The organism is Hydrogenophaga aromaticivorans (assembly GCF_013387465.1).
Classification (GTDB): domain Bacteria; phylum Pseudomonadota; class Gammaproteobacteria; order Burkholderiales; family Burkholderiaceae_C; genus Hydrogenophaga; species Hydrogenophaga aromaticivorans.
Genome location: NZ_VYGV01000006.1, coordinates 436,329 through 452,171 on the forward strand (window position 1 = coordinate 436,329; position 15,843 = coordinate 452,171).

Genomic DNA, 15,843 nt, shown 5'->3' on the forward strand with positions numbered 1-15,843 from the left:
ACCTCTATCCCACGAAGCCCATGTACCAGTATTCCGACTTTGACCGCCAGTTCGTCCAGCAGCGCGCTGCCCAGTTCCGCGACCAGCTCGAACGCGCAGAAGCGGGCACGCTCGGTGGCGACGAGTTCAAGCCCCTGCGCCTGCAGAACGGCTGGTACATCCAGCGCTTCGCGCCCATGCTGCGCGTGGCCGTGCCTTACGGCGAAATCTCCAGCGCCCAGCTGCGCGTGCTGGCGAAGATCGCGCGCGACTACGACCACAAGGAAGACCACGACGTGTCCAAGGCCAACGCGGCCCTGGCCGATGTGCCCAGCCTGCCCGACCGCTGCGGCCACTTCACCACGCGCCAGAACGTGCAGTACAACTGGATTCCGCTGCACCGCGCGGCCGACGTGATGGACCTGCTGGCCAGCGTCAACCTGCACGGCATCCAGACCAGCGGCAACTGCATCCGCAACATCACCACCGACGCGCTCGCCGGCATCGCGGTGGACGAAGTCGCCGACCCGCGCCCGTTCTCCGAAATCATGCGCCAGTGGAGCACGCTGCACCCCGAGTTCGCCTTCCTGCCGCGCAAGTTCAAGATCGCCATCACCGGCGCCCGCGAAGACCGCGCCGCCACGCCGTGGCACGACGTCGGCCTGCGCCTCTTGCGCAACGTGGACGGCGACCTGGGCTTCCAGGTACGCGTGGGCGGTGGCATGGGCCGCACGCCGATCATCGGCACAGTGATCCGCGAGTTCCTGCCCTGGAACCAGATCCTCAACTACCTCGAAGCCGTGGTGCGCGCCTACAACCGTTTCGGTCGCCGCGACAACATCTACAAGGCGCGCATCAAGATTCTCGTGAAAGCCGAGGGCCAGGCCTTCACCGACCAGGTGGAAGCCGAATACGCCGACATCATCGAGAAAGACGGCGCGCCCCACACCATCACCCAGGCCGAACTGGACCGCGTGAGCGCCTTCTTCGTGCAGCCTGAGCTGCGCTGCGACCGCAAGAGCGCCGACGCCAAGATCGCCCACATCCTCAAGGCCGCGGCCGAAGACGACGTGGAGTTCAGCCGCTGGCTCACGCAGAACGTGAAGCCACACCAGAACCCCGACCTGCGCGCCGTCACGCTGTCGTTCAAGCGCCTGGGCTCGGCCCCTGGTGACGCGAGTGCCGATCAGCTGGAACGCGCCGCCGACCTGGCCGACCGCTTCTCCGCCGGCGAAGCCCGTGTGACGCACGAACAGAACCTGCTGCTGCCCTGGGTCAGCTGCGACCAGCTGCCCGAGCTGTGGCGCGAAGCGCGCCGCCTCGGCCTGGCCAAGCCCAACATCGGCCTGCTGAGCGACATGATCGCCTGCCCCGGCGGTGATTTCTGCGACCTGGCCAACGCCCGCTCGCTGCCCATCGCGCAGGCTCTGCTGGCGCGTTACCAGGACCTGGACGAACTGCACGACCTGGGCGAGATCGACCTGCACATCAGCGGCTGCATCAACAGCTGCGGCCACCACCACAGCGGCCACATCGGCATCCTGGGCGTCGACAAGGACGGCCAGGAGTGGTACCAGGTGACGCTGGGCGGCTCCGACGGCACGCGCCTGTCGGGCGAAGCCGTGCCAGGCAAGGTGATCGGCCCGTCCTTCGCCGCCAATGAAATGACCGACGTGATCGAAGCCCTGCTCACCACCTACCGCGCTGAGCGCCAGACGGCCGAAACCTTCACACAGACCGTCAAACGCGTCGGCATCGATCCCTTCAAGACCGCCGCCAACGCGGTGCGCGTGGCCACCGCCCGCACACCCGTCGCCGCCTGAGCCCAGCATCCGAGACCCGCATGAAACCCACGCTCCAACTCTTCCAGGCCGAAGCCGTCCCTGCAGACGAAGCCGGCACCCTGACGCTGGCCAACGATGCCGATCCGCGCGAGGCCGATCTCGACGGCGTCACCACCGTCGTGCTGCAGTTCCCCAAATTCACCGACGGTCGCGCGTTCAGCCAGGCCTTCCTGCTGCGCCGCCGCCTCGGCTTCACGGGCGAGATCCGCGCCACCGGCGACGTGCTGATCGACCAGCTGGCGCAGATGCAGCGCAGCGGCTTCAGCCAGGCCGTGCTGCGCAACGATCAGAACCTGGACCACGGCCGCAAGCTGCTGGCCCACTACCCCGCCTTCTACCAGGGTGATGCGGTGGACACGCAACCGCACTTTGCCGTCGCAGCCTGAACGGAGAAACCATGAGCCCCCACGTTCACATTCGTTCTCTGCCCCCCAAGGGGGTGTTGCCCTCCTTGAGGCGGCTCGGCGGAGGTCAGCCATGAGCGCCATCGACCTCTACAACAAGCCCTCGGCCGACTTTGATGCCAAGGTCGCGAACAGCATCGCGCTGCTCCAGCGCGCCGCTGCGCAGTACCCCGCGCTGACCCAAGCCTCCAGCCTGGGCGCCGAAGACATCGTCGTCACCCACCTGATCCACCTCGCTGGCATCTCCTCCGGCGTTTTCGTGCTCGACACGGGCAAGCTGCACGCCGAGACGCTGGCCCTGATCGGTCTGATCGAGAAGCGCTACACCCGCAGCGTCGAGGTCTACCGCCCGAAGAACGAATCGGTGATCAAGTTCGTTCGCCACCACGGCGAAAAAGCCATGTACGACAGCATCGAGCTGCGCAAGCAGTGCTGCGACATCCGCAAGATGGAACCGCTCGCGCGCGCCCTGGCCGGCAAGGACGGCTGGATCACCGGTCTGCGCCGCGAACAGTCCAATGCCCGCGCCGAAGTGGCCGACATCGTGCAGGAACCGGGCCGCGTGAAGATCAGCCCCATCGTCGAATGGACCTGGGGCGACGTGTGGCACTTCATCGCCCAGCACCAGCTCGACTACAACGCCCTGCACGACCAGTTCTTCCCCAGCATCGGCTGCGAGCCCTGCACCCGCGCCATCAGCGTCGGCGAAGACTTCCGCGCCGGCCGCTGGTGGTGGGAGCAGGAGAGCGCCAAGGAATGCGGCCTGCACGTCGAGCCCATCGGCGAAACCAGCCCGCTGAAACAGCCCGCCTGAAGAAGAACACACCATGAACGCACGCACCGAACCCGAAGTGATCCATACCGCCCTGCAGGCCGCCGCCGGCCACCACCTGAGCAACGCCCATCTGGACGCGCTCGAAGAAGAAACCATCTTCATCCTGCGCGAAGTGGCCGCGGCTTTCGAGCGCCCCACCCTGCTGTTCTCGGGCGGCAAGGACTCGCTGGTCATGCTGCGCTGCGCCGAAAAGGCCTTTGGCGTCGGCCGCATCCCCTACCCGCTGCTGATGATCGACACCGGCCACAACTTCCCCGAAGTGACCGATTTCCGCGACCGCCGCGCCGCCGAGCTGCAGGCCGAACTGATCGTGCGCAACGTCGAGGACTCGATGAAGCGCGGCACCGTGCGCCTGGCCCACCCGGGCGAAAGCCGCAACGTGCACCAGTCGGTCACGCTGCTCGAAGCCATCGAAGAATTCCGCTTCGACGCCCTGATCGGCGGTGCGCGCCGCGACGAAGAAAAGGCTCGCGCCAAGGAGCGCATCTTTTCGCACCGCGACAGCTTCGGCCAGTGGCAACCCAAGGCCCAGCGCCCCGAGCTGTGGACACTGTTCAACACGCGCCTGGCCCCAGGCGAACACTTCCGCGTATTCCCCATCAGCAACTGGACCGAACTGGACGTGTGGCAATACATCGAGCGCGAGAACATCGCCCTGCCCTCGATCTACTACACGCACCAGCGCAAGGTGGTGGACCGCCGCGGCCTGCTGGTGCCCGTGACCGAGCTGACTCCGCCGAAAGACGGCGAAACGGTGCAGGTGCGCGACGTGCGTTTCCGCACCGTGGGCGACATCACCTGCACCTGCCCGGTGGAGAGCCTCGCGGCCACGGCCGGCGACATCGTCATCGAGACGCTGGCCGCCGACGTGAGCGAGCGTGGCGCGACGCGCATGGACGACAAGACCTCGGAAGCTTCGATGGAGAAGCGGAAAAAAGACGGGTACTTCTGACGCCCCCCGCGCCGCGCCTGCGGCGCTTCACCCCCCACTGGGGGGCAACACCTGCGGCCCGGCAAAGCCGGTTCCGCGGTGTTCTTGGTTAAGACACTTCGATTCGAGAGTTTTTATGAACACGATCATTTCCGCTCCCTCCGCTGTGGGTTCCGACACCCGCCCCGCCCTGAAATTCATCACCTGCGGTTCGGTGGATGACGGCAAGAGCACGCTGATCGGTCGCCTGCTGGTGGACAGCAAGGCTGTGCTGCAGGACCATCTGGCCGGCGTACAGCGCCAGGGTGAGACCGACCTCGCGCTGCTGACCGACGGCCTGTCGGCCGAGCGCGAGCAGGGCATCACCATCGATGTGGCCTACCGTTACTTCAACACCGAAACCCGCAAGTTCATCATCGGCGACGCGCCGGGCCATGAGCAGTACACCCGCAACATGGTGACCGCAGCTTCCGCCGCCGACGCAGCGGTGGTACTCGTCGATGCCACCAAGCTCGATTGGCAGGACGCTGGCCTCAAGCTGCTGGTGCAGACCCGCCGCCACTCGCTGCTGCTCAAGCTGCTGCGCGTGCCGTCCATCGTGTTCGCGGTCAACAAGCTCGACGCCGTGGCCGACAGCGCGCTCGCGTTCGCCCACATCAGCGCCGCGCTCGCCGCCTTCGCGGCCGAAGCCGGCATCACCGTGACGGCCACCGTGCCGGTTTCGGCCCTGAAGGGCTGGAACGTGGTGGACGCCGCGGCCGACGCCGCCTGGTGCGGCTACAGCGGCCCCACGCTGCTGGACATCCTGGAGCACCTGCCTGTGACCGCGGCCGACACCGCGCTGCCGTTCGCGTTCCCGGTGCAGTGGGTGGAGAAGTTCTCTTCCTCGTCCGACACCAGCCAGGGTCGTCGCGTCTTCTGGGGCCGTGTGGCCACCGGTGGCGTGGTGCCCGGCCAGCCCGTCAAGGTCATGCCCAGCGGCCAGACCGCGACCGTGGCCCAGGTGCTCGACCACGCACGCCATCCGAAGGTCGTGCAGGCCGGTCACAGCGCCGGCATCGTGCTCGACCGCGAGGTCGATGTGTCGCGTGGCGACTGGCTCCTTGCCGCAGATGGTGAAGGTGCTGCGCTCGATGCCAGCCGCGAGATCCGCGCCACCGTGGCCTGGATGGACGACGAAACCCTGGTCGCAGGCCGCGTGTACTGGGCGCTGCACGGCCACCGCTGGGTCAAGGCCAAGGTCAAGCGCATCGTGCACAAGCTGGACATCAACACCCTGGCAGAGGAAGATGCCACCCAGCTGGAGCCCAACGCCATCGGCCACATCGAACTGGCCCTGCAGGAGCCGCTGGTCACCCTGCCCTTTGCCCAATCGCGTGCGCTCGGCTCGCTGGTGCTGGTCGACACGGCCAGCCACAGGACCTCGGGCGCGGTGCTCGTGAACTGAGTCCCACGGGGTTCGCTCCGGCTCCCGCAGCCGGCCAAACCGGTTAACTTATGTCATGGCAAGGGCCTAGGCCCTGCCTTACGCTCCGGAAACCCTAAAATCCGGGGTCTTACCGATTTCTCACCATTACCATGACCCACGTCGTCACCGAATCCTGCATCCGCTGCAAATACACCGATTGTGTTGATGTCTGCCCTGTGGACTGCTTCCGCGAAGGTCCCAACTTCCTGACCATCGACCCCGACGAGTGCATCGACTGCGCGGTGTGTATTCCGGAATGCCCGGTGAGCGCCATCTACGCCGAAGAAGACCTGCCCAAAGACCAGTTGCACATGACGGCCCTCAATGCCGAACTGGCGCTGTTGCCGGGCTGGAAGAGCATCACCAAGCGCAAGGACGCGCTGCCCGACGCCGAAGAGTGGAAAGACCGCACGGGCAAGCTGAGCCAGCTGATCCGCTGAAGCAGCGCCCGCCATGGAACCCCAGCTGAACCGGCAAGTGGTGGACACCGCGGTGGCCCACGACGGGCCGATTGAAACCGACGCCGTCATCGTCGGCGCCGGGCCGGTTGGCTTGTTCCAGGTGTTCGAGCTCGGGCTGCTCGAAATCAAGGCCCACGTGATCGACTCGCTCGCCTACCCGGGCGGCCAGCCGGTGGAGCTGTACCCCGACAAGCCCATCTACGACATCCCGGCGGTTCCGGTCTGCACCGGTCAGGAACTCACCGATGCCCTGCTCAAGCAGATCGAGCCCTTTGGGGCCACTTTCCACCTCGGACAGGAAGTCACCACGGTCCAGAAACAGGACGACGGCCGCTTCTTCGTGGAAACGTCCAAGGGCACACGCTTCCTCACCAAGACCATCTTCATCGCCGCTGGCGTGGGCGCCTTCCAGCCGCGCACGCTCAAGGTCGAAGGCCTGGATCCGTTCGAAGGCTCGCAACTGTTCTACCGGGTGAAAAACCCCGCCGACTTCGCCGGCAAGAACCTGGTGATCGTGGGCGGCGGCGACTCCGCACTCGACTGGGCGCTGAACTTCGTCGCCGAGGGCCCGAACAAGGCCGAGAGCGTGATCCTGATCCACCGCCGTGACGGCTTCAAGGCCGCGCCCGCCAACGTGGCGAAGATGCGCGAACTGTGCGAGCAGCTGGAGATGCAATTCATCGTCGGCCAGGTGACCGGCTGCGAAGAAAAGGACGGCCGGCTCACCGGCATCAAGGTAACCGGTTCCGATGCCGTCACGCGCGTGGTCCCACTGGACATCCTGCTGGTGTTCTTCGGCCTGTCCCCCAAACTCGGGCCCATCGCCGAATGGGGGCTGGAGATCGAGCGCAAGCAGCTCGTGGTGGACACCGAAAAGTTCTCCACCAGCATTCCCGGCATCTTCGCGGTGGGCGACATCAACACCTACCCCGGCAAGAAGAAACTCATCCTCTGCGGCTTCCACGAATGCGCACTTGCCGCGTTTGGCGCCATGCCCATCATCTTTCCGGACAAGAAAGTGTTCCTCCAATACACGACCACCAGCCCGAAGCTGCACAAGGTGCTGGGTGTGGAATCACCGGTGTTTGACTGAGGACCGCCATCGCTGGATGCGGCGACATTTTTTGACAAAAATGCGCCGACCTCCAAAAATGGGAAAAATCACACTATAATTTGAGGCTGTTCCCTGATAGCTCAGTCGGTAGAGCGACGGACTGTTAATCCGCAGGTCCCTGGTTCGAGTCCAGGTCGGGGAGCCAAGAAACACGAGAGTCAGCAGGTTAGCGCCTGCTGACTTTTTTGCTTTCTGGATTTGGCTGGTGCCAGTCTGGTGCCAGTTTCAGGTTTGATGCACATAGTCCAGGGGTTCGCTCCGATCTGTTGTGCGAGCGCCGCATCAAGGCATCTGCACGGACCATCGCAAGGCACGCACTGCCCCGAGTTCTTTTCCAGATGACCGTCAGATAGCTGCGAGAGCGCTGCGCACAAGATTTGACGGCGAATCCAGCATGACCAAAGTGCTCGCCGCGCCCTACAGTTGCCAACATACCTCCACCGGGAGAATGCCTTGCAACACACCTCCGCCGCACCGATTGACTCTCACGATCAATTGTCGACCGTGTTTCTGCGCATGCCATCCGTCATGCAGATGACGGGCTTGGGTCGATCTACGATCTACAGGCTCATGGCCCAACAACAGTTCCCCTGCCCGGTTCGTCTCGGTGCGCGCGCAGTGGCCTGGCGCCGCAGCGAACTGGATCTGTGGAGCCAGACACGCCCAGTGACTTCGCACTGATGCGGACAGGCTCAAAAGAAGTTGAAGAATCGCTGACAGTACCGCCGATAGTCGCCCCCGATGTGGAATGGGGTGAACATTAGAGTGACCATTTCGTCCCGACAAGTTGGTGCAATGATGATTTCGGCGATCCCAGTGGCGCAATATGCTGTACATTTAATCAGCACAACTGAAGTCTTTGGAGATATCGTGAGCCAACTCCCATTGAACAGCTTGCTTTCTCTCGCAAAGGCCCTCGCTACCCAGCCAAAGCCGCAAGGGCTCGGCCTCGGTGCCACCGTGCTCGGAAATGGTGCGCCGCCCAGGCACGAAGGAGGCCTCGGGCTCTTCTCCGCATCGACCAATCTCGGCCTTGGCGCGCCAAGCAACATCGGTGGTCTGATGTCGCTGCAAGTGGCTGCGGCCGAAGAAGCACCGAAGTGGATCTTTGTCACAAAGCGGTTCAAGTCGTTCTTGAACAACCTGGAGCTGACCGATGTACAACGCAACGACGGCGAAACGAAGTTCAAGGGCGTGGTCAAGACGCTGAACCAGGCGTACTGGAACTCGAACTCGGATACCGATCACGCGTTCTACATCGGTTCCTGGGCAAAGCTAACTCGAATTCGACCGCCGCGCGACGTTGATCTGTACTTCCTGCTGCCCCTAGAGGTCCACAAGCGGTTCGAGCAGTACAACGGCAACAAACAATCGGCGCTACTGCAAGATGTCAAAGGGAAGCTGCTGGCAACGAACCCGACTAGCGAAATCAAAGGTGATGGGCCAGTCGTGCTCGCGGCTTTCACAAGTTTCAGCGTCGAGGTCGTTCCTGCCTTCCTATATGACGATACCGAGCGCTCGTACTATGTCTGCGACACCAAGAACGGCGGCTCATACAAGAAGACGATGCCGCTGCACGAGGTCGATGCGATCACCGCCGCCGATGCGCGCAACTCGAACAACGTGCGCCGCCTGATCCGCATGCTGAAGGCATGGCAGGCGTGGTGCTCGGTCCCGATCAAGTCGTTCTACCTTGAGCTACTCGCCATCGAGTTCCTTGACCAGTGCGAATGGCGCAATACCGACTACTTCTACTACGATTGGATCAGCCGCGACTTTTTCAAGTGGTTGATTACGAAGGCGAACACACACCTGTGGGCACCTGGAACGTACGAACTGCTGTGGCTCGGTGAGGCGTGGAAGTCTCGTGCCGAATCAGCGTATGCGCGGGCAGTTAAGGCCTGTGACTGCGAGCGTGCCAATGAAGAAGGCAATGCTGGCGACGAATGGCAGAAAATCTATGGCCTCGACATTCCGAAATGGACCTGATGGACCCGCGCGCGCAAGAAATCATTGACGAATGCAAGCGGCAGGAAGAATCCTGTCTGTACACATCCACGGCGCTGTTCAGTTGGCAGAAAGAGACGCGCAAGCTGCGCATCGTCTTCATCGTTGTGCCGATCATCTGTGGTTCGTTCGCCAGTGCAAGAATCCTCGTGCGAGATCCGAGCTATGACTGGGCTGTTGCGATCCTGTCGTTGATTGCGGGCTTGTTCCCCGCCATCTTCAAGGCGCTCGACCTTGATGTGAGCCTAGCGACTATCGCCGACAGCGCGAATCGGTTCAAAACACTGCAAGACGGTTTCCGTCAGGCCTCCCGCATCGGCGCCACGAGCAAGACCGAAGATTTGGAAGAGCAGTTCACGTCGTTGATGAAGCGCATGGATGATGCCCGGTCAGCGAATCCGACCATCCCGGATCGGCATTTCACGGCTGCTCAGAAGAAGATCCAAGGAGGTGACTACGACTTCGGCAGCGTGAAGAAAGCGTCTCCCTAAGGAACGATAGAAACCGAGCGACTGGTTTCGCCTGCACGTGTTCATCCCACTCGCGGTTGGTCGAATGTCGGGTCATTGACGTCGCGTGCGTTGGACCCTCCAGCAGCGAGTGACTCAGATCAGGGCGGATTCAAGTCTGAAGTGCAACACCCTGGGGTTCAATGAACGAGGGTGGAATGTTGCGGGCTGTTGAGCAGGAGTTCTCGATAGACCGCCAGCGGGGATCGTACGCCCAGACCTTTGCGAGGTCGGTTGTTGATCTGATCGGCAATGGCATCGAGTTGCTCCTGGCTGTAGCCTGAGAGATCGGTGCCCTTGGGCAGGTACTGACGCACCAGCCCATTGGTGTTCTCGTTGGAGCCGCGCTGCCATGGGCTGTGCGGGTCGCAGAAGTACACCGCGATTTCCGTGCGGCGGCTGAGCTCCTTGTGCATCGCCATCTCCCGGCCCTGGTCGTACGTCATGCTCTGGCGCATGGGCGCTGCGATCCCCAGCAGCTTGTCAGAGAAGGCCTGCATCACGTTGGCTGCGCTGGCAGGTTTGAACTCAGGCAGTTTGATGAGCATGAGCAGCCTGCTGGTGCGCTCGACCAAGGTGCCCACCGCACTGGCGTTGGCCGCTCCCTTGATGAGATCGCCTTCCCAGTGGCCCGGAAACTGCCGATCCTCAATCTCAGGCGGACGCAGGTGGATGCTCACCATGTCGGGGATCTGACCGCGCCGGTCTTGCCCTTTGCTGCGAGGTACGCGCTTGTTGTGGGCGTGGCGCAGGGTGGCGATCAGCTCGCGCTTGAGCTCGCCCACGGGCTGGGCGTAGATGCAGTTGTAGATGGTCTCGTGTGACACGCGGTGCTCATGGCCTCTGGGGAGGATGCAGGCCAGTGTCAGGGCAATCTGTTCAGGCGACCAGCGCTCGCCCAGAAAGTGGCGCATCAACCCGAACAGGATGCCATCGCGATGGAGCTTGCCCTGTGGGCGGCCTTGCAGGCGTCGCCGTCGGGCGCAGGCACGCGCTGTGGTGCTCGCGTAGCCTGCGGGCTGAGCGTTGCGCCGCAGCTCCCGGCTGATGGTGCTTGGTGAACGACCCAAGACTTGGGCCATGGCGCGAACGCTGTACTTTTGCTGGGCCAGACTGGCCAGGGTCACGCGGTCTTCAGGCTGAAGCTGTTGATAGCGCTTGGATGGGGTGCTTTGCATCTGCGGACCTTACTCGGTGGCAGGTGTTGCACTTCAGACTTGAATCCGCCCAGCCTAAAGTCGCCGGCCAGTGTGCGGTATGGGGTGCAGGTTCATGGCGACAACCAAGTTTTGTGCTCCTCGGGTACACCAGCGACACAGTTGACCTGCCTCGATCAGTGTCAAGCACCCTGTCCCGTCGCGAGCTTCAGCACCATCCCGATCACGAACAGCGAGGCGGCAATGCGGCCCCAGCGCCAGGTTGTGAACCAGTAGCGATGATTGACCCACACCGCGCGATGGATTCGCGCTGCTGAAACCAGAAGCGCAATCGCAACGACCATGGGGCCGACGATTCCGACAGGCGCATCAATCTGGCTCAAGAGGAATACCCAGAACAGCGGCCAGGCCACCGCATCGATGGCCGCGAGCCATCGTCGACCGGTCCAGTGCGGTGCATTGGCCTGGGGTTCACGCGCAACGAGCAGCCACATACCAAACCTCCAGTCACTGCATGCTCACAGATTCAATCCACTATTCTTCCCGTCCATTCGGCCCATGGCACTGCCCAGAATGGAATGTCACCCGACAAGCGCTAAAAGATTGCCACGTTGCACCCGGTGGTTGAATTCACACGGCAAACAACCGTAAAAGATGTTTCATCGCTCGCGGGCTCCTGGCCTGCCCAGTGATCCAAAAAATCGTGTCATCTGCGCCCCAAGGAACACTGCCCCAATTTCCGAGGGAGCCGGATTGGGATTACGTCCCTCGGTCATCGAGGCTGCTCAGGTGCGCACCCTGCCCCGCATTCGTCGGTCGCCGTGCGACACTCAAAGCGCTGCATTGAGGTGCGAGCGCCTGGGCACCGTGGGATAAATGGAAGGGGCCCACCAGAGTGAAACGACGGTGGGAAGGCGGCCGTCTATGCCGCGAAAGGCCTTGGCGCTTGCGCCGGCAGCGCTATGGTTCGCAAGTCGGCGAGCGGCGAAACATCTGGTGCGGCACCTTGAGGAGATCGCTGGTGGGACCGTCCACATAGTGGGCACTCGGCTCCCTGAATCTCGGTTCGTAAAATGCCGCGTGCCATCAATTCGTTCCAATAGGCTCCGACGGACGGATACGACTGGAAACCATTGAGACGCGCACGATACCCGCACCATCTAGACAGGAATTCGCAGCACCCCACTAAATGGATGCAGTCAGCGATCCGCCGTCGCTGGCACTGCCGGAGCAGCCCCCTATGCTGGATCGTGATCAGTTGGAAACGTTCGCCACTGTGGTCGAGCAGCAAAGCTTTGACCGCGCGGCAAGCGTGCTCAGCATCACGCGAGGCGCAGTCTCCCAGCGCATCAAGGCGCTGGAAGAATCGTTGTCTACCGTGCTGGTCAAGCGAGAACGGCCAGTGGCGGCCACGCATGCTGGTGAGGTGTTGCTGCGCCATGTGAAGGCACTGCGCATCCTCGAAGGATCGGCACTCCAAGAACTTGCGCCAACCGCCAAACCACACGCACCCGTGTCCCTGGCCATTGCGGTGAACGCCGATTCCCTGGCCACTTGGTTTCCCGAAGTGCTCCGGGAGCTGCTGATGGGTCAGCTGGTGGCCTTGGAGGTAATCGCAGACGATCAAGATCACACATCTGCCCTGCTGGCTCGCGGCGATGTGATTGGGTGCATATCAACGTCTGCCAAACCCGCCGATGGCTTCTTGGCCGAATGCCTGGGCGCCATGGAATACCGCTGCTATGCGACGCCAGCCTTCGCCTCCACGCACTTTCCGAGCGGACTCACGGTCCCAGCAGTGCTGTCAACACCGGCTGTGTTGTTCAACCGCAAGGACTCTCTGCACGACGACTTCCTGAAAAGGCATTTTGGGTTTGCCGTTGAGCGGTACGCCAGACACTACCTGCCCTCGCCCGTCGCCTTGCTCGAAGGGATTGCCATGGGCGCTGGTTATGGCCTGATTCCCAGCTGGCAGGCGGATCCCTTGGTGGAAGCGGGACAGCTCGTGGACGTCTGCCCAGATGAGCGAGAGATGGTGGACTTGTTCTGGCACCACTGGGACCTTGAACCACCGATGGCCAGTGACATCACTGCCCTGATCGTCAAGGTGGCCAGGAGCAGCCTGGAGCCTTCGGTCGTGTTCGAGCCATCAACGGCGCAGGCCGGAGAATCGGCCAGTCCACCCCCCGGCCGCAAAGCGGAACCACAGGGCGGTGCCAGCGGACAAGAAGCATCCGAGCAGCAGTGACACCACGTCGGTGTCTTCACCATGCTGGCCCAACCAGCCAGCCAGATGCACGGAGACTGAAGCAGCAAAGCCAACCGCCACGATCCACCTTGCGTGCTGCGGCGGTACGACGATGCCTGAGACCATGGTGGCAAAGCAAACGCCGATGCTTGCAATGTAGACCACGTTGACGGACACCATGGTGTCCACAATGCCCTGGTCACGTGAGGCCAGCAACGCGCTCAAACCCAAGGCAATGGGCGCAAAGATCGGGTGACCCGCAAAACGACTGCTAGAAGCGGCGCACGCCAACGCCTCCGTCATGGCGCGCAAGATCGCTGCGCCTGCACCCAACGCTGCCACGGACAGGGCGATGAGCATGAGCTTGTCTGCGTCCTGTCCCACCGACCCAGCGACCTGACCCAGCACCCAGGGAACCACCTGCTTGGTGTCCACCAAGTCGCCCAACATGCCACCGCTCTGCATGGCGACCACCACGGCCGACGGTAAGAATGCAATCACGAAGAGCAGCAGCCCCGCCAGAACGCATCCACCCACGGCGGCCAAAGGTGAGCGCGCGGCCAATACAAATTGCTGGTAATCGGCACCGGTACACACCAACAAGCCGACGGCCAAAGAAATGGCCACCACGCGGGATGCACTGAACGTGGACAGGTCTTCGGTAAATGCGGGAATCGCCTGCAGGTAGACGCCCATACCGTTCGCGACGACCAGCGCGTAGACCAGGACAGCGGCGCTCGCAAGAAGACACATGGCGAACAGGGCCGATGCGAACCGCAGATCCAATCGCGATGCGCCGTAGATCAACAGCAAGATCACCAGGTGGCTGTGTGTCTGTTCAAGGCCCAACAGCTCCAACACCGCAACACCACCCTGAATCTGGGCAGCCAGTACGCCCGACATCCAGATCAATGACAGCAACGCCACCACGCCTTGAAGCTGCTTGCCGTAGGCACGGCCAAACAAATCCCAGACCGGAAGCCCTGTTGCCCACAGTTGCCGTGCGAACAAGGCCAACACCAGCATGCCAAAGCCGGTGGCCACCCCATAGATGCTGCCTGCCATGCCGTGGGAAAGTGCCAGTTCGCCCGACCCGAAAAGGAATCCAATCCCGTAGCTGGCCGAGACCAGGAGTGCCGCGACCTGCAAGCTCCCCAGCGCCCTGTTCATGGAATCCGCCCTTGCGCCTGCCAAGCGCCCGTGACTGGATCGGTGCCGGTGAAGTAGTCAGAGCAGACCTTGCCGCGGTCCCGAAATACTTCTTGCCCTTTCAGCAACCGGTGCGCCTCGGGCAGTCGGTAGTAAGGCACCGCTGGCAAAAGGTGATGGGTGAGGTGGTACCCGTTGTTACGCGGGTGGATCAGCCAGCGCCAGACACCGTGGCAAACCATGTCTCGCGTAAAGGTGAACACGCCACCCGGCAGAAGGCCGAAGTGATCACACATCTCTCGGAAGGTGGTGATCAGATGGAAAGCTGTTGCCCTGGCCAGCAGCCACAGCACCAGGAATGTGATCGTGAAGTCGGGGCCGACTATTGCCAACATCAACGCCAGAGCCCCGGCCCACCACCCAAGGATGTAGAGCTGACTGGCCGCGCGAACTTGGCGCGAAAACAGGTGCCCACCCATCGACGACAGCCAAGCGCTCAAAGAAAAGATTTGGTCCAGGTAGTTCAAAAACCAGTTCGTTGGCCCACTTCGAGCGAAAAACAGGAGATCAGGGTCACCCCCATCGGTCCCGAGTTCCATGTGGTGCTTGAAGTGCGTTTCGCGGTAGCGAGCCAGGCTCGCGAACAACAAGGGCGCGATGAAAAGGCGCGCTACCAGGTCGTTTCGCCGTCGATCCCGCCACAGATTGCGATGCCCCGCGTCGTGAAGAATGTTGCCGAGTGCCCGTTGGCGGTTAGCGATCAGCACAACAGCCAGCGGCGCGAACAACTCACTCCACCATACGACCAGCGCCACCGAACTGAGAACGATGAGCCAGTCGAAGGCAATGTCGAGCACGGCGCGCCAAGGTGCCAGCCGAAAAAGTTCACAGTGCGGGTCACCCTGTTGGCGCAGCTCTGATCGAAGCGCGGCCATGTCCGAAAGGACATGCGAAGTCGTTGTCATGGTGGACACTCCTTCCTAACGGCGTGCGGCTGCAGACGGCCTCGCAACGCACGGTAGCGAATGTCGGAGCACAAGGCCCAGGCCGCGCCAAACGGTAGCAGGAGATACCAACACAGCGCGGTGGTTTAGGAACTTTGGCCTCGCGTCAATTCAGCTAAACCAGTCCCTTCTGGGTTGCACCTGAGCACTTGTGCACACGCCGGGTCAACGCCAGCCGCCCATAATCAACGCCGAAAGCCAACACCATTTCCCTGTGCAGGAGGACATCGGAGTGAGCGGAGAAAAAGACCAAGTTCGGCTGCAGCAAATGATGGCCCCTGACCTTCGGCCAGAGACCTACGTCTACTGCACCTTCCAAGACCATCGCCTCCCTGTTGACCTCTCTCCCATCTGCACGTTCAGGGAGACCGAAGGACTAACGGCCATTGTTGAGCGCTCTCAAGCCATTCAGGCCAAGGTGCCCTTCATCTTTGAGGTCAAACTTATCACGCTCACCGTGCACTCGTCGCTGGAGGCCATTGGCTTTCTAGCCATGATCGCCACAGCCCTGGCCAAAGCAGGCATCCCTTGCAATGCGGTCGCCGCCTTCCACCACGATCACCTGTTCATCCCGGTTGAGCGAGCCGATGACGCGTTCTCTTTGCTCAACGCATTGAGCCACAGCAGCGCACCGGCAGCGATTTGACGCGCTGCGTACGCAGGGTCTTCGTCGTTTAGCGCGACTGAACCTGCTGCAGATTTGGGCGCCCTGCCCGGATTTCCTTTGACATCG

The 15,843-nt window shown here is 62.4% G+C and carries 16 protein-coding genes and 1 tRNA gene; 13 read left to right on the plus strand and 4 right to left on the minus strand.

Annotated features, from left to right (window positions below; translation table 11 throughout):
* Positions 1 to 20: 20 nt before the first annotated feature.
* The 11 genes from F3K02_RS06395 (at position 21) to F3K02_RS06445 (ending at position 9,534) form a co-directional block, all read left to right on the plus strand.
* Entirely contained in the window at positions 21 to 1,802 is a 1,782-nt protein-coding gene (locus F3K02_RS06395; RefSeq protein ID WP_177134448.1) for a nitrite/sulfite reductase, read from the plus strand.
* A 20-nt stretch (positions 1,803 to 1,822) separates the two neighbouring features.
* On the plus strand, positions 1,823 to 2,209 hold the full coding sequence (locus F3K02_RS06400) for a DUF934 domain-containing protein (RefSeq protein WP_177134450.1): 387 nt from the start codon (positions 1,823 to 1,825) through the stop codon (positions 2,207 to 2,209).
* A 91-nt stretch (positions 2,210 to 2,300) separates the two neighbouring features.
* Complete coding sequence (locus F3K02_RS06405) at positions 2,301 to 3,041, plus strand: phosphoadenylyl-sulfate reductase (RefSeq protein WP_177134452.1); 741 nt, start codon at positions 2,301 to 2,303, stop codon at positions 3,039 to 3,041.
* 13 nt (positions 3,042 to 3,054) lie between these two features.
* Entirely contained in the window at positions 3,055 to 4,014 is a 960-nt protein-coding gene (cysD, locus tag F3K02_RS06410; RefSeq protein ID WP_177134454.1) for a sulfate adenylyltransferase subunit CysD, read from the plus strand.
* 115 nt (positions 4,015 to 4,129) lie between these two features.
* Positions 4,130 to 5,440 (plus strand): sulfate adenylyltransferase subunit 1, encoded by a 1,311-nt coding sequence (locus F3K02_RS06415; protein WP_177134457.1) that lies wholly within the window; start codon positions 4,130 to 4,132, stop codon positions 5,438 to 5,440.
* Between the two features lie 131 nt (positions 5,441 to 5,571).
* Positions 5,572 to 5,901, plus strand: coding sequence for a ferredoxin FdxA (gene fdxA, locus F3K02_RS06420; protein WP_177134460.1), 330 nt, complete (start codon positions 5,572 to 5,574; stop codon positions 5,899 to 5,901).
* 13 nt (positions 5,902 to 5,914) lie between these two features.
* Positions 5,915 to 7,015, plus strand: a complete 1,101-nt coding sequence (locus F3K02_RS06425) for an NAD(P)/FAD-dependent oxidoreductase (RefSeq protein ID WP_177134462.1) — start codon at positions 5,915 to 5,917, stop codon at positions 7,013 to 7,015.
* 90 nt (positions 7,016 to 7,105) lie between these two features.
* Positions 7,106 to 7,181 (plus strand) — tRNA-Asn (locus F3K02_RS06430).
* Between the two features lie 371 nt (positions 7,182 to 7,552).
* Positions 7,553 to 7,717, plus strand: a complete 165-nt coding sequence (locus F3K02_RS27430; protein ID WP_177135411.1) for an AlpA family phage regulatory protein — start codon at positions 7,553 to 7,555, stop codon at positions 7,715 to 7,717.
* 84 nt (positions 7,718 to 7,801) lie between these two features.
* On the plus strand, positions 7,802 to 9,025 hold the full coding sequence (locus F3K02_RS06440) for an SMODS domain-containing nucleotidyltransferase (protein WP_218179367.1): 1,224 nt from the start codon (positions 7,802 to 7,804) through the stop codon (positions 9,023 to 9,025).
* Positions 9,016 to 9,534, plus strand: a complete 519-nt coding sequence (locus tag F3K02_RS06445; protein ID WP_177134466.1) for a hypothetical protein — start codon at positions 9,016 to 9,018, stop codon at positions 9,532 to 9,534. Before F3K02_RS06440 ends, F3K02_RS06445 begins: the two co-directional genes overlap by 10 nt.
* A 158-nt stretch (positions 9,535 to 9,692) precedes the next feature.
* Here F3K02_RS06445 and F3K02_RS06450 read toward each other — a convergent pair whose 3' ends face one another.
* Positions 9,693 to 10,730: an IS30 family transposase gene (locus F3K02_RS06450; RefSeq protein ID WP_177134467.1), complete on the minus strand. Its 1,038-nt coding sequence runs from the start codon at positions 10,728 to 10,730 to the stop codon at positions 9,693 to 9,695.
* 161 nt (positions 10,731 to 10,891) lie between these two features.
* On the minus strand, positions 10,892 to 11,203 hold the full coding sequence (locus F3K02_RS06455) for a hypothetical protein (protein ID WP_177134469.1): 312 nt from the start codon (positions 11,201 to 11,203) through the stop codon (positions 10,892 to 10,894).
* A gap of 746 nt (positions 11,204 to 11,949) precedes the next feature.
* Here F3K02_RS06455 and F3K02_RS06460 point away from each other — a divergent pair.
* Positions 11,950 to 12,957, plus strand: coding sequence for an HTH-type transcriptional regulator ArgP (locus F3K02_RS06460; RefSeq protein WP_218179368.1), 1,008 nt, complete (start codon positions 11,950 to 11,952; stop codon positions 12,955 to 12,957).
* Here F3K02_RS06460 and F3K02_RS06465 read toward each other — a convergent pair.
* Both F3K02_RS06465 and F3K02_RS06470 read right to left on the minus strand, forming a co-directional pair.
* Positions 12,859 to 14,127 carry an SLC5/6 family protein gene (locus F3K02_RS06465; RefSeq protein WP_177134473.1) on the minus strand — a complete coding sequence of 423 codons (1,269 nt, stop codon included), beginning with the start codon at positions 14,125 to 14,127 and terminating at the stop codon, positions 12,859 to 12,861. The genes F3K02_RS06460 and F3K02_RS06465 overlap by 99 nt on opposite strands.
* On the minus strand, positions 14,124 to 15,071 hold the full coding sequence (locus F3K02_RS06470; RefSeq protein ID WP_177134475.1) for a fatty acid desaturase family protein: 948 nt from the start codon (positions 15,069 to 15,071) through the stop codon (positions 14,124 to 14,126). Before F3K02_RS06470 ends, F3K02_RS06465 begins: the two co-directional genes overlap by 4 nt.
* Before the next feature lie 271 nt (positions 15,072 to 15,342).
* Here F3K02_RS06470 and F3K02_RS06475 point away from each other — a divergent pair, with 271 nt between their 5' ends.
* Positions 15,343 to 15,756, plus strand: coding sequence for an ACT domain-containing protein (locus tag F3K02_RS06475; RefSeq protein WP_177134477.1), 414 nt, complete (start codon positions 15,343 to 15,345; stop codon positions 15,754 to 15,756).
* The last annotated feature ends 87 nt before the right edge of the window (positions 15,757 to 15,843 follow it).

Coding starts and splice junctions, on each gene's coding strand:
- F3K02_RS06395 (WP_177134448.1), top strand. CDS start 21: ATGTACCAGTATTCCGACTTTGACCGCCAGTTCGTCCAGCAGCGCGCT.
- F3K02_RS06400 (WP_177134450.1), top strand. CDS start 1,823: ATGAAACCCACGCTCCAACTCTTCCAGGCCGAAGCCGTCCCTGCAGAC.
- F3K02_RS06405 (WP_177134452.1), top strand. CDS start 2,301: ATGAGCGCCATCGACCTCTACAACAAGCCCTCGGCCGACTTTGATGCC.
- cysD (WP_177134454.1), top strand. CDS start 3,055: ATGAACGCACGCACCGAACCCGAAGTGATCCATACCGCCCTGCAGGCC.
- F3K02_RS06415 (WP_177134457.1), top strand. CDS start 4,130: ATGAACACGATCATTTCCGCTCCCTCCGCTGTGGGTTCCGACACCCGC.
- fdxA (WP_177134460.1), top strand. CDS start 5,572: ATGACCCACGTCGTCACCGAATCCTGCATCCGCTGCAAATACACCGAT.
- F3K02_RS06425 (WP_177134462.1), top strand. CDS start 5,915: ATGGAACCCCAGCTGAACCGGCAAGTGGTGGACACCGCGGTGGCCCAC.
- F3K02_RS27430 (WP_177135411.1), top strand. CDS start 7,553: ATGCCATCCGTCATGCAGATGACGGGCTTGGGTCGATCTACGATCTAC.
- F3K02_RS06445 (WP_177134466.1), top strand. CDS start 9,016: ATGGACCTGATGGACCCGCGCGCGCAAGAAATCATTGACGAATGCAAG.
- F3K02_RS06450 (WP_177134467.1), bottom strand. CDS start 10,730: ATGCAAAGCACCCCATCCAAGCGCTATCAACAGCTTCAGCCTGAAGAC.
- F3K02_RS06455 (WP_177134469.1), bottom strand. CDS start 11,203: ATGTGGCTGCTCGTTGCGCGTGAACCCCAGGCCAATGCACCGCACTGG.
- F3K02_RS06460 (WP_218179368.1), top strand. CDS start 11,950: ATGCTGGATCGTGATCAGTTGGAAACGTTCGCCACTGTGGTCGAGCAG.
- F3K02_RS06465 (WP_177134473.1), bottom strand. CDS start 14,127: ATGAACAGGGCGCTGGGGAGCTTGCAGGTCGCGGCACTCCTGGTCTCG.
- F3K02_RS06470 (WP_177134475.1), bottom strand. CDS start 15,071: ATGACAACGACTTCGCATGTCCTTTCGGACATGGCCGCGCTTCGATCA.